Below are 12,077 nucleotides of genomic sequence, written 5' to 3' on the forward strand. Positions count from 1 at the left end.
TTTGAGTCGTATAAAGGCAAAACTATGGACCTGATTTACTTTCTTATCGATTTTATCCTGCACATTGATGTGCACCTGGCAGAGTTGGTCGCGGAATACGGTGTTTGGGTATACGCCATTCTGTTTTTGATCTTGTTCTGTGAAACCGGGCTGGTGGTCACACCATTCCTGCCGGGAGACTCGCTGTTGTTTGTCGCAGGCGCGCTTTCCGCACTGCCAACCAACGATCTTAATGTTCATCTGATGGTGGCGTTAATGATCGTGGCGGCAATTGTGGGCGATGCGGTGAACTACACTATCGGTCGGGTGTTTGGCGAAAGACTGTTCAGCAATCCAAACTCGAAAATTTTTCGTCGCAGCTACTTGGATAAAACCCATGCGTTCTATGAGCGTCATGGTGGTAAAACCATTATTTTGGCGCGTTTTGTTCCGATTGTGCGTACATTTGCACCGTTTGTTGCCGGTATGGGGCACATGTCCTACCGTCATTTTGCGATGTATAACGTGGTGGGCGCGCTGTTGTGGGTATTACTGTTCACTTATGCGGGTTATCTGTTTGGCGACCTGCCAGTGGTGCAGGAAAACCTGAAGTTATTGATTGTGGCGATTATCGTGCTCTCCGTATTGCCTGGCGTTATCGAAATCATTCGCCACAAACGTGCGGCATCCAGGGCGCAAAAATAGAAAGTAACTCAGCGGTTCGACCACTTTTTTATCCAAAGTTTCGGGCTGTTATGTTTTAATGTGCAACATTCATGGTCTGTTGGGGGCAAAACTGGCATTATGCGCCCCTTATAACAAAGCTGACTAAGGTTCAGGCAGAAAGGTCACCAATGAGCTGGATTGAACGAATTAAAAGCAACATTACTCCCACCCGCAAGGCAAGCATTCCTGAAGGGGTGTGGACCAAGTGTGATAGCTGCGGTCAGGTATTATACCGTGCTGAGCTGGAACGTAATCTTGAGGTCTGTCCGAAGTGTGACCATCATATGCGCATGTCGGCGCGCAATCGCCTGCATAGCCTGTTAGATGAAGGTTCTCTTGTGGAACTGGGAAGCGAGCTTGAGCCGAAAGACGTGCTGAAGTTCCGTGACTCCAAGAAGTACAAAGACAGACTGGCTTCTGCGCAGAAAGAAACCGGTGAAAAAGATGCGCTGGTGGTAATGAAAGGCACGCTTCATGGGATGCCGGTCGTTGCAGCCGCATTTGAGTTCGCGTTTATGGGCGGCTCCATGGGTTCAGTGGTTGGCGCACGTTTTGTCCGTGCCGTTGAGCAGGCGCTGGAAGACAACTGCCCGCTGATCTGCTTCTCCGCTTCTGGCGGGGCGCGTATGCAGGAAGCGCTGATGTCGCTGATGCAGATGGCTAAAACCTCTGCTGCGTTGGCAAAAATGCAGGAACGCGGTTTACCGTATATTTCTGTACTGACCGACCCAACTATGGGCGGTGTTTCAGCAAGCTTTGCGATGCTGGGCGATCTCAACATTGCTGAACCGAAAGCACTGATCGGCTTTGCGGGTCCGCGCGTTATCGAGCAAACCGTACGTGAAAAACTGCCGCCGGGATTCCAGCGCAGTGAATTCCTGATTGAAAAAGGCGCTATCGATATGATCGTCCGCCGTCCGGAAATGCGCCTGAAACTGGCAAGCGTTCTGGCGAAGCTGATGAATCTGCCTGCTCCGAATCCGGATGAGCCGAGTGAAGGCGTAGTGGTACCACCGGTACCCGATCAGGAAGCAGAGGCCTGATAATTTACTCTATGGATTTCGAGTTGCAGGAAGGCGGCAAGAGAGTGAATCCCGATGAGCTTACGCAGGTAAGTGATTCGGGTGAGCGAATGCAGCCAACGTTCCTGCAACTTGAAAGACGACGGGTAAAAAAGGGCAGGGCCACAGGCGCTGCCCTTTTGCTTTTCTCAACGTAACGAATCTACAGGCATCATGGACAATAAACGTATTCCCCAAGCCGCGTCGCCCCTGGCGTCGTGGCTTTCTTATCTGGAAAATCTGCACAGTAAAACCATCGATCTCGGCCTTGAACGCGTAAGCCAGGTCGCGGGCAAACTGGGCGTGCTGAAACCCGCGCCGTTTGTTTTCACGGTGGCGGGCACTAACGGCAAGGGCACGACCTGCCGTACACTGGAATCCGTACTGACAGCGGCGGGATATAAAGTCGGGGTGTACAGTTCTCCCCATTTGGTGCGCTACACGGAGCGCGTGCGCGTGCAGGGACGTGAACTGCCGGAATCTGCGCATACTGCCTCGTTTGCCGAGATTGAAGCCGCGCGCGGCGACATTTCCCTGACCTATTTTGAATACGGTACGCTGTCGGCGCTGTGGTTATTTGAACAGGCTCAGCTTGATGTGGTGATTCTGGAAGTCGGCCTGGGCGGGCGTCTTGATGCTACCAATATTGTCGATGCTGATGTTGCCGTAGTCACCAGTATTGCGCTTGATCATACTGACTGGCTGGGGCCGGATCGCGAAAGCATTGGTCGTGAGAAAGCCGGGATCTTCCGTGCAGAAAAACCGGCTATCGTCGGTGAACCGGAGATGCCTTACACCATTGCCGATGTGGCACAAGAGACCGGGGCGATTTTGCAGCGCTGTGGCGTCGACTGGCGCTATGCTGTTACGGACGGTGACTGGTCCTTTACGGACGGTAACGGTACGCTGACACATCTGCCGTTACCTCAGGTTCCGCAGCCTAACGCCGCCACTGCGCTGGCCGCGCTGCGAGCCAGCGGGCTTAACGTTAGCGAGCAGGCGATCCGTGAGGGGATTGAGCGGGCAATTTTACCGGGGCGTTTCCAGATTGTGAGCGAGTCGCCGCGCGTTATTTTTGATGTCGCACATAATCCTCATGCAGCAGAATATCTGACCGGACGTCTGAAAAAGTTAGTGAAAAACGGGCGCGTCTTTGCGGTTATCGGTATGCTACATGATAAAGACATTGCCGGTACGTTGGCCTGGCTGAAAAGCGTGGTCAACGCATGGTATTGTGCGCCCCTGGAGGGGCCGCGTGGCGCGACAGCAGAACAACTTCTGGAGCACCTGGGCAACGGTGAAGCGTATGACAGCGTGGCGCAGGCATGGTTTGCAGCGCTGGCTGAGGCTAAACCAGAAGATACCGTGTTGGTGTGTGGATCGTTTCACACTGTCGCACATGTCATGGAAGTGATAGACGTGGGGAGAAGCGGTGGCGAGTAAGTTTCAGAATCGATTAGTCGGCACGATTGTGCTGGTTGCGCTCGGGGTGATTGTGCTTCCCGGGCTGCTTGACGGGCAGAAAAAACATTATCAGGATGAGTTCGCGGCTATTCCGTTGGTGCCTAAACCCGGCGACCGTGATGAGCCGGATATGATGCCTGCGGCAACACAGGCGCTGCCGACGCAACCGCCGGAAGGTGCAGCAGAAGAGGTGCGTGCGGGTGATGCCGCTGCGCCGTCGTTGGATCCGTCGCGCATGTCGACGGCAAACAGTGCTGAATTCGATCCTATACCTGCACCTGTTGAACCGCCGAAACCTAAACCGAAGCCGCAGCCTGTTGTTGCTACACCTGCGCCGACGCCGGCACCTACATCGGCACCGAAACCGGTCGTCGAAGAAGCCCCGGCCCCGACCGGTAAAGCGTATGTTGTGCAACTCGGTGCGCTAAAAAATGCGGATAAGGTCAATGAGATCGTGGGTAAACTTCGCGGTGCTGGCTTCCGGGTATTTACTTCCCCGTCAACGCCAGTACAGGGTAAAATAACCCGTATTCTCGTTGGGCCTGACGCCTCCAGAGATAAGTTGAAAAACTCGCTTGGCGAACTGCAGAAGATCTCCGGCTTGAGTGGGGTCGTGATGGGTTACAGCCCGAACTAAGTTAGGGTTGCCAGATGGCGATGCCGCGCGTCTTATCATGCCTGGGGTATCGCTTTTTGTAGGCCGGAAAGGGTGTTTACACCGCCATCCGGTAGTGCCCGAAGAGGCAAAAAGTCAGATGGCGTTGAAGATTTTTTCAGCGCCATTTTTATTTACGCGTGGAAAGGAAATCCCTACGCAAACGTTTTCTTTTTCTGTTAGAATGCGCCCCGAACAGGACGACAGGGCGTAAAATCGTGGGACACATATGGTCTGGATTGATTACGCCATTATCGCGGTGATTGGTTTTTCCTGTCTGGTTAGCCTGATCCGTGGCTTTGTTCGTGAAGCATTATCGTTGGTGACTTGGGGTTGTGCTTTCTTTGTCGCCAGCCATTACTACACTTACCTGTCTGTCTGGTTTACGGGCTTTGAAGACGAACTGGTTCGAAATGGGATTGCTATCGCGATACTGTTTATCGCGACGCTTATCGTCGGCGCTATCGTTAACTTTGTGATAGGCCAACTGGTGGAGAAAACAGGTCTGTCGGGTACCGACAGGGTGTTGGGGATCTGCTTCGGTGCTCTGCGTGGAGCGTTGATCGTCGCCGCCATACTGTTCTTTCTCGATACGTTTACCGGTGTGTCGAAAAGTGAAGACTGGAGTAAATCTCAGCTGATCCCGCAATTCAGTTTCATCATCAGATGGTTCTTTGACTATCTGCAAAGCTCGTCAAGTTTCTTGCCCAAAGTATAAATTTTGGGTCGTTGCTGAACGAGGAAAAGACGTATGTGCGGTATTGTCGGTATCGCCGGTGTTATGCCGGTAAACCAGTCGATTTATGACGCGTTAACGGTGCTCCAGCATCGTGGCCAGGATGCCGCTGGCATCATCACCATTGATGCCAACAACTGCTTCCGCTTGCGAAAAGCGAACGGAATGGTGAGCGACATTTTTGAAGCTCGCCATATGCAGCGTTTGCAGGGCAACATGGGCATCGGTCATGTGCGTTACCCAACGGCTGGCAGCTCCAGCGCCTCCGAAGCTCAACCTTTTTACGTCAACTCACCGTACGGTATCACGCTTGCCCACAACGGCAATCTGACCAACGCTCATGAGCTGCGTAAAAAGCTGTTTGAAGAAAAGCGCCGTCACATCAACACCACTTCCGATTCAGAAATCCTGCTGAATATTTTTGCCAGCGAGCTGGATAACTTCCGCCATTACCCGCTGGAAGCGGACAATATTTTTGCTGCTATTGCGGCAACCAATCGCCAGATCCGTGGTGCTTATGCCTGCGTGGCGATGATTATCGGCCACGGTATGGTTGCTTTCCGCGATCCGAACGGCATCCGCCCGCTGGTGTTAGGCAAACGCGATATCGGCGATGGCCGTACCGAATATATGGTGGCCTCCGAGAGCGTGGCGCTGGACACGCTGGGCTTCGAATTCCTGCGCGATGTTGCGCCGGGTGAAGCGGTCTATATCACCGAAAAAGGTAACTTGTTTACCCGCCAGTGTGCGGATAATCCGGTCAGCAATCCGTGCCTGTTCGAGTATGTTTACTTTGCGCGTCCTGACTCCTTCATCGACAAAATTTCCGTCTACAGCGCCCGGGTGAATATGGGCACTAAGCTTGGCGAAAAAATTGCCCGTGAGTGGGAAGATTTGGACATCGACGTGGTGATCCCCATCCCGGAAACCTCGTGCGATATCGCGCTGGAAATCGCCCGTATTCTCGACAAACCGTACCGCCAGGGTTTTGTGAAAAACCGCTATGTGGGCCGTACCTTTATCATGCCGGGCCAGCAACTGCGTCGTAAATCCGTGCGCCGTAAGCTGAATGCCAACCGTGCGGAATTCCGCGATAAGAACGTGCTGCTGGTAGACGACTCCATCGTGCGCGGGACCACCTCAGAACAGATTATCGAGATGGCGCGTGAGGCCGGAGCGAAGAAGGTGTATCTGGCTTCCGCTGCGCCGGAAATCCGCTTCCCGAACGTTTACGGCATTGATATGCCGACGGCGACGGAGCTGATTGCTCATGGCCGCGAAGTTGATGAGATCCGCCAAATCATTGGTGCTGACGGCCTCATCTTCCAGGATCTGAACGATCTGATCGAAGCCGTTCGCGCTGAGAACCCGGAAATTCAGCAGTTTGAATGTTCAGTGTTTAACGGCGTGTACGTCACCAAAGACGTTGACCAGCAGTATCTCGACTTCCTTGATTCCCTGCGTAATGACGACGCCAAAGCGGTATTGCGTCAGAATGAAGCGGAAAACCTCGAGATGCACAACGAAGGTTAATCGAGTAAATACCGGATGGCGCTTATCCGGCACAGAGATTAACTGAACATCGCGGTAATTGACGCGCTGGCGAGCGAGTGGAAATGGACATTAAATCCGACCATCGCTCCGCTGGCGCCTTCATCGACATCAAGACGCTCCACATCCAGCGCGTGAACCGTAAAGATATAGCGATGCGTTTCCCCTTTTGGTGGTGCCGCACCGCCGTAGCCTGCTTTACCAAAATCCGTGCGTGTTTGCAGCACGCCTTCCGGCAGCGCAACCAGCCCGGAGCCGTACCCTTGTGGTAAAACCCTAGTATCTGCGGGCAGGTTAACCACCACCCAGTGCCACCAGCCGGAGCCGGTTGGCGCATCAGGATCGTAACAGGTTACGACAAAACTTTTGGTCCCTGCGGGGACATCGTCCCACGCCAGGTGCGGGGAAATATTGTCCCCGTCATATCCCATGCCGTTAAACACGTGGCGATGTGGGAGTTTGTCCCCATCGCGCAGATCGTTACTGATTAGTTTCATGCCGACTCCTCTCGTTAGCCAAAAAGTGTAGCCAGAAAACTCGCAGTTTACCGCCGATTAATCGCTAAAAAATGTTGCTTCGCTCACGGCGTCGTTCACGGCCTGGGTCAGGCGGCGTAGTTGTTCGGGCTGGATAATATATGGCGGCATCATGTAGATCAGCTTACCAAACGGCCTGATCCAGACGCCTTGTTCGACAAAGAACTTCTGCAACGCGGCCATATTTACCGGATGCGTGGTTTCTATCACGCCGATGGCACCAAGCACGCGGACGTCAGCGACATACGCGGAATCCGCCGCCGGTGCCAGTTCGCGGTGTAGTTGCGCTTCGATAGCCGCCACCTGTGAGCGCCACTCGCCCGATTCCAGCAAGGACAAACTGGCAGAGGCGACGGCACAGGCCAGTGGGTTGCCCATAAAAGTCGGGCCGTGCATAAAGCAACCTGCTTCACCGTTGCTGATGGTTTCCGCCACCTGGCGGGTGGTCAGGGTGGCGGAAAGGGTCATAGTTCCACCGGTCAACGCTTTGCCGAGGCACAAAATATCCGGCGTGATGTCGGCGTGTTCACAGGCAAACAGCTTACCCGTGCGACCAAAACCGGTGGCGATTTCATCGGCAATCAGCAAAATTCCTTCACGGTCGCACATCTTACGGATGCGCTTTAACCACTCAGGATGGTACATGCGCATGCCGCCAGCGCCCTGCACAATTGGTTCGAGGATCACCGCCGCAATCTCGTGGCGATGCGCGGCCATCAGGCGGGCAAATGGCACCATATCCAGTTCGTCCCACTCGCCGCCCATCCGGCTTTGCGGGGCGGGTGCAAACAGGTTTTCCGGCAGATAACCCTTCCACAGGCTGTGCATTGAGTTGTCGGGATCGCAGACCGACATCGCGCCGAAGGTATCGCCGTGATAGCCGTTACGAAACGTCAGGAAACGCTGGCGAGACTCACCTTTTGCCTGCCAGTACTGCAGCGACATTTTCATCGCCACTTCCACGGCAACAGAGCCTGAGTCCGCGAGGAAAACGCATTCCAGTGCGTCTGGCGTCATGGCCACCAGTTGGCGGCACAGCGCAATGGCCGGTGCATGGGTAATGCCGCCAAACATCACGTGCGACATGGCGTCGATTTGCGTTTTCATCGCGGCGTTCAAGTGCGGGTGATTGTAGCCGTGGATAGCGGCCCACCAGGACGACATCCCGTCAATCAGTCTCTCACCGCTGGCTAAAATCAGCTCACAACCTTCGGCGCGCGCCACCGGATACACCGGCAGCGGGGAGGTCATGGAGGTGTAAGGGTGCCAGATATGGCGTTGGTCAAAGGCAAGATCGTCCGTTGTCATAATCGACTTGTAAACCAAATTAAAAAGATTTAGGTTTACGAGTCTACACCAAACTCACAACGAAACGTATACCAATATGGCTCATTCTTCTCGCTGGACAATGTCGCAAGTCACAGAATTATTTGAAAAACCACTACTGGATCTGCTGTTTGAAGCGCAGCAGATCCACCGTCAGCACTTCGACCCGCAGCAGGTACAAGTCAGTACGCTGCTGTCGATTAAAACCGGTGCTTGTCCGGAAGACTGCAAATACTGCCCACAAAGTTCCCGCTATAAAACCGGTCTGGAAACCGAGCGCTTAATGGAAGTTGAGCAAGTGCTGGACTCTGCGCGTAAGGCAAAGCAGGCCGGTTCAACTCGGTTCTGCATGGGCGCGGCGTGGAAAAATCCACACGAGCGCGATATGCCTTACCTGGAACAAATGGTGCAGGGGGTGAAAGAACTGGGACTGGAAGCCTGTATGACGCTGGGTACGCTGGATGAAACGCAGGCGCAGCGTCTGGCCAGCGCGGGTCTGGACTACTACAACCACAACCTCGATACCTCGCCGGAGTTCTACGGCAATATCATTACCACCCGTTCGTACCAGGAGCGCCTGGATACGCTGGATAAAGTGCGTGAAGCGGGGATTAAAGTCTGCTCTGGCGGCATCGTCGGTTTAGGTGAAACGGTCACCGACCGTGCGGGTTTACTGCTGCAACTGGCGAACCTGCCCACCCCGCCGGAAAGCGTCCCCATCAACATGCTGGTGAAGGTGAAGGGCACGCCGCTCGCGGATAACGACGATGTGGATGCGTTTGATTTTATCCGCACCATCGCCGTGGCACGTATCATGATGCCGACCTCGTACGTGCGCCTGTCTGCAGGTCGCGAACAGATGAACGAACAGACCCAGGCAATGTGCTTTATGGCCGGGGCCAACTCGATTTTCTACGGCTGCAAACTGCTGACTACGCCGAACCCGAACGAAGATAAAGATCTGCTGCTGTTCCGCAAGCTGGGCCTGAATCCACAGCAAACGGCAGTGCTGGCGGGCGATAACGAGCAGCAACAGCGCCTGGAACAGGTCCTGCGCACCCCGGATACTGACGATTACTACAACGCGGCAACCGTATGACCTGGCAGCAAAAAATTGACGATGCGTTGTCTGCGCGTCGTTCTGCCGATGCCCTGCGTCGGCGTTATGCGGTGACGCAGGGAGCCGGTCGTTGGCTGCAGGCCGACGGTCGCCAGTATCTGAATTTCTCCAGTAATGATTACCTCGGCTTAAGCCACCATCCGCAGATTGTGTGTGCGTGGCAGCAGGGGGCGGAACGGTTTGGCGTCGGCAGCGGCGGCTCAGGTCATGTCAGCGGTTATTCCATTGCGCATCAGGCGCTGGAAGATGAGTTAGCGCAATGGCTGGGCTATTCCCGCGCGTTGCTGTTTATCTCCGGTTTTGCCGCCAATCAGGCGGTCATTGCTGCGCTGATGGGAAAAGATGACAGGATCGTTGCCGACCGACTCAGCCACGCTTCGCTGCTGGAGGCCGCCAGCCTGAGTCCGGCCACGCTGCGCCGCTTTATCCATAACGATCCGCTGCATCTGACCCGTCTGCTGGCAGCCCCCTGTCCGGGGCAGCAGCTGGTGGTGACCGAAGGTGTATTCAGCATGGACGGCGACAGCGCGCCGCTGGCGGAAATTCACGCCGAGGCGCAACGCCAGGATGCGTGGCTGTTGGTGGATGATGCCCACGGTATTGGCGTGACCGGTGAGGAAGGGCGTGGTTCGTGCTGGCACCAGCAGGTCAAGCCCGAACTGCTGGTGGTGACCTTCGGGAAAGGATTTGGCGTCAGCGGCGCGGCAATTCTCTGCTCTGACAGCGTGGCTGAATATCTGCTGCAGTTTGCCCGTCATCTGATTTACAGCACCAGTATGCCTCCGGCGCAGGCCCAGGCATTACGCGCCGCGCTGGCGGTGATCCGTAGCCGTGAAGGAGACGAGCGCCGAGAAAAACTGGCGATGCTTATCCAGCGTTTTCGCGCCGGTATGACGACCCCTGATTTAGTGCTGGCGAATTCAAATAGCGCCATTCAGCCGCTGATCGTTGGCGATAACGCTAAAGCGTTGCAACTGGCGCAGAGGTTACGTGATCGGGGCTGCTGGGTGACGGCAATTCGTCCACCTACTGTGCCGGTTGGCACTGCCAGGCTGCGTCTCACGCTAACCCAGGCGCATGAACCCCAGGATATCGACCGCTTGCTGGAGGTGCTACATGGCGCAGGTTGATAAGCAAGCCATTGCCGCAGCGTTCGGACGTGCCGCGTCCCACTATGAAAAACACGCCGAATTACAGCGCCAGAGCGCCGATGCGTTATTGGCGCGGCTGGATGGTCGCCAGTACGCCCGCGTGCTGGATGCGGGCTGTGGGCCGGGACGTATGAGTCGCTACTGGCGGGAGCTGGGGAGCGAGGTCAGCGCCCTGGATCTTTCGTCGCAAATGCTCACTGAAGCGCAGCGGCACAACGTTGCCCACTATTACCTGCTGGCGGATATCGAAGCCATTCCGCAGGCTACCGCCACCTTTGACCTGGCCTGGAGCAATCTGGCCGTGCAGTGGTGCAGCGATTTACGTGGCGCGTTAAGCGAGCTTTACCGGGTTGTGCGCCCTGGTGGGAGAGTGGCATTTAGCACGTTGGCACACGGCTCGATGCCGGAACTACGTCAGGCATGGCAGGCGGTGGATGACCGGATGCACGCCAACCGTTTTTTATCTGTGGAACAGCTGGAAAACGCCCTGCGTGGCTGGGACGTTGAATATCAGATGCAAGCCGTCACGCTGTGGTTTGACGACGCGCTGAGCGCCATGCGTTCGCTTAAAGGCATTGGCGCGACGCATTTGCATGAAGGACGCGAGCAGCGCGTGCTGACCCGCTCACAGCTGCACCAGTTACAGTTAGCCTGGCCCCAGCAGCAGGGGAAATACCCGCTGACGTATCATCTTTTTTTGGGAGTGATTCAACGTGGCTAAAACGTTTTTTGTCACCGGGACCGACACCGAAGTCGGTAAAACCATCGCCAGCTGCGCGCTGCTGCAGGCGGCAGGGAAACTGGGCTACCGGACCGTTGGCTATAAGCCGGTTGCGTCGGGTAGTGAAATGACGGTTGACGGTTTGCGTAACAGCGATGCCCTGGCGTTGCAACGCAACAGCACGCTGGCTCTGGACTATGCGGCCATCAATCCCTATACCTTCGCCGAACCCACGTCACCGCATATTATCAGCGCCGATGAAGGGCGGCCGATTCTGGCACCGGTAATATCTGCCGGTTTGCGTACCCTGGAGGAACAGGCCGACTGGGTGCTGGTGGAAGGTGCGGGAGGATGGTTTACCCCGCTTTCGCCGACGCTGAGCTTTTCTGATTGGGTGCAAACAGAACAGTTGCCGGTAATTCTGGTGGTTGGCGTGAAGCTTGGCTGTATCAACCATGCCCTCCTCACAGCACAGGCGATAAGCCAGGCGGGGTTGCCGCTGGTCGGTTGGGTTGCCAATGACGTGACCCCGCCAGGGAAGCGTCACGCTGAATATATGGCGACGCTGACGCGCGCACTTCCTGCACCGCTACTGGGAGAGATCCCGTGGCTGTCAGAGGTACCGGAGCAGGCATCGACCGGGCAATATATCGATCTGAGCGTTTTGTCTCTGGCACCATCCTGTTGTTGACAAATGGGAACGGCCTGTCCTTTTCAACACATTGGGACAGGCAAATAAATGATGAAAATGCGAGCAGGATCTCGGCTGTTACAGCCTGCTTCGTTAGCTGATAAATATCAAAATTTAGCGATAATTTTTTTTTATTCGACCAAAAAAGGACATCGATACGTTTCCGCCAGGCGGCAGTCAGCGTGGGCTAGAGACAGTTATCCACCATTCCTGTGGATAACCTTGTGTATTAGAGTTAGAAAACACTATGTAAGCGAGAGAAGACGCGGCCTGCGACTAAATTGCTGCGAAAGACGTCTTGGGAAAATAGTTATTGAATTACATATTGTTAGATAAAAGCAATGCCTGTCGTGGAAGTGT

12 protein-coding genes are annotated in these 12,077 nt (G+C 55.1%); 10 read left to right on the top strand and 2 right to left on the bottom strand.

Annotated features, from left to right (window positions below; all coding sequences use genetic code 11):
• The first annotated feature begins 24 nt into the window (after nt 1-24).
• The 6 genes from E4Z61_RS00805 to purF all read left to right on the top strand — a co-directional run bounded on the left by E4Z61_RS00805 (nt 25) and on the right by purF (nt 6,154).
• Nucleotides 25-684 carry a DedA family protein gene (locus tag E4Z61_RS00805; RefSeq protein WP_135321098.1) on the top strand — a complete coding sequence of 220 codons (660 nt, stop codon included), beginning with the start codon at nt 25-27 and terminating at the stop codon, nt 682-684.
• Between the two features lie 149 nt (nt 685-833).
• Nucleotides 834-1,748 carry an acetyl-CoA carboxylase, carboxyltransferase subunit beta gene (accD, locus tag E4Z61_RS00810; RefSeq protein WP_135321099.1) on the top strand — a complete coding sequence of 305 codons (915 nt, stop codon included), beginning with the start codon at nt 834-836 and terminating at the stop codon, nt 1,746-1,748.
• Between the two features lie 192 nt (nt 1,749-1,940).
• Nucleotides 1,941-3,209 (top strand): bifunctional tetrahydrofolate synthase/dihydrofolate synthase, encoded by a 1,269-nt coding sequence (folC, locus tag E4Z61_RS00815; RefSeq protein WP_135321100.1) that lies wholly within the window; start codon nt 1,941-1,943, stop codon nt 3,207-3,209.
• Nucleotides 3,199-3,867, top strand: coding sequence for a cell division protein DedD (dedD, locus tag E4Z61_RS00820; protein WP_135321101.1), 669 nt, complete (start codon nt 3,199-3,201; stop codon nt 3,865-3,867). Before folC ends, dedD begins: the two co-directional genes overlap by 11 nt.
• A gap of 247 nt (nt 3,868-4,114) precedes the next feature.
• Entirely contained in the window at nt 4,115-4,603 is a 489-nt protein-coding gene (cvpA, locus tag E4Z61_RS00825; RefSeq protein ID WP_096756345.1) for a colicin V production protein, read from the top strand.
• A gap of 33 nt (nt 4,604-4,636) precedes the next feature.
• Nucleotides 4,637-6,154, top strand: a complete 1,518-nt coding sequence (gene purF, locus E4Z61_RS00830) for an amidophosphoribosyltransferase (protein WP_135321102.1) — start codon at nt 4,637-4,639, stop codon at nt 6,152-6,154.
• Nucleotides 6,155-6,192: 38 nt separating this feature from the next.
• Here purF and E4Z61_RS00835 read toward each other — a convergent pair whose 3' ends face one another.
• Both E4Z61_RS00835 and bioA read right to left on the bottom strand, forming a co-directional pair.
• Complete coding sequence (locus tag E4Z61_RS00835) at nt 6,193-6,669, bottom strand: kinase inhibitor (RefSeq protein ID WP_135321103.1); 477 nt, start codon at nt 6,667-6,669, stop codon at nt 6,193-6,195.
• Nucleotides 6,670-6,726: 57 nt separating this feature from the next.
• Nucleotides 6,727-8,016: an adenosylmethionine--8-amino-7-oxononanoate transaminase gene (bioA, locus tag E4Z61_RS00840; protein WP_135321104.1), complete on the bottom strand. Its 1,290-nt coding sequence runs from the start codon at nt 8,014-8,016 to the stop codon at nt 6,727-6,729.
• Between the two features lie 76 nt (nt 8,017-8,092).
• Between bioA and bioB the strand changes: the two genes are divergently transcribed.
• The 4 genes from bioB to bioD are packed head-to-tail and all read left to right on the top strand — an operon-like array spanning nt 8,093 to nt 11,717.
• On the top strand, nt 8,093-9,133 hold the full coding sequence (gene bioB / locus E4Z61_RS00845) for a biotin synthase BioB (RefSeq protein ID WP_135321105.1): 1,041 nt from the start codon (nt 8,093-8,095) through the stop codon (nt 9,131-9,133).
• The gene (gene bioF, locus E4Z61_RS00850) at nt 9,130-10,284 is read left to right on the top strand and encodes an 8-amino-7-oxononanoate synthase (protein ID WP_135321106.1); all 1,155 of its coding nucleotides are present in this window, start codon (nt 9,130-9,132) and stop codon (nt 10,282-10,284) included. The genes bioB and bioF overlap by 4 nt, the downstream gene beginning before the upstream one ends.
• Nucleotides 10,271-11,026, top strand: a complete 756-nt coding sequence (gene bioC, locus E4Z61_RS00855) for a malonyl-ACP O-methyltransferase BioC (protein ID WP_135321107.1) — start codon at nt 10,271-10,273, stop codon at nt 11,024-11,026. Before bioF ends, bioC begins: the two co-directional genes overlap by 14 nt.
• Nucleotides 11,019-11,717, top strand: a complete 699-nt coding sequence (gene bioD / locus E4Z61_RS00860) for a dethiobiotin synthase (RefSeq protein ID WP_135321108.1) — start codon at nt 11,019-11,021, stop codon at nt 11,715-11,717. Before bioC ends, bioD begins: the two co-directional genes overlap by 8 nt.
• Nucleotides 11,718-12,077: the final 360 nt, after the last annotated feature.

Origin of the sequence: Citrobacter tructae (genome assembly GCF_004684345.1) — a bacterium.
In the GTDB taxonomy this organism is placed as follows: Bacteria; Pseudomonadota; Gammaproteobacteria; order Enterobacterales; family Enterobacteriaceae; genus Citrobacter; species Citrobacter tructae.

Coding starts and splice junctions, on each gene's coding strand:
- E4Z61_RS00805 (WP_135321098.1), top strand. CDS start 25: ATGGACCTGATTTACTTTCTTATCGATTTTATCCTGCACATTGATGTG.
- accD (WP_135321099.1), top strand. CDS start 834: ATGAGCTGGATTGAACGAATTAAAAGCAACATTACTCCCACCCGCAAG.
- folC (WP_135321100.1), top strand. CDS start 1,941: ATGGACAATAAACGTATTCCCCAAGCCGCGTCGCCCCTGGCGTCGTGG.
- cvpA (WP_096756345.1), top strand. CDS start 4,115: ATGGTCTGGATTGATTACGCCATTATCGCGGTGATTGGTTTTTCCTGT.
- purF (WP_135321102.1), top strand. CDS start 4,637: ATGTGCGGTATTGTCGGTATCGCCGGTGTTATGCCGGTAAACCAGTCG.
- E4Z61_RS00835 (WP_135321103.1), bottom strand. CDS start 6,669: ATGAAACTAATCAGTAACGATCTGCGCGATGGGGACAAACTCCCACAT.
- bioA (WP_135321104.1), bottom strand. CDS start 8,016: ATGACAACGGACGATCTTGCCTTTGACCAACGCCATATCTGGCACCCT.
- bioB (WP_135321105.1), top strand. CDS start 8,093: ATGGCTCATTCTTCTCGCTGGACAATGTCGCAAGTCACAGAATTATTT.
- bioF (WP_135321106.1), top strand. CDS start 9,130: ATGACCTGGCAGCAAAAAATTGACGATGCGTTGTCTGCGCGTCGTTCT.
- bioC (WP_135321107.1), top strand. CDS start 10,271: ATGGCGCAGGTTGATAAGCAAGCCATTGCCGCAGCGTTCGGACGTGCC.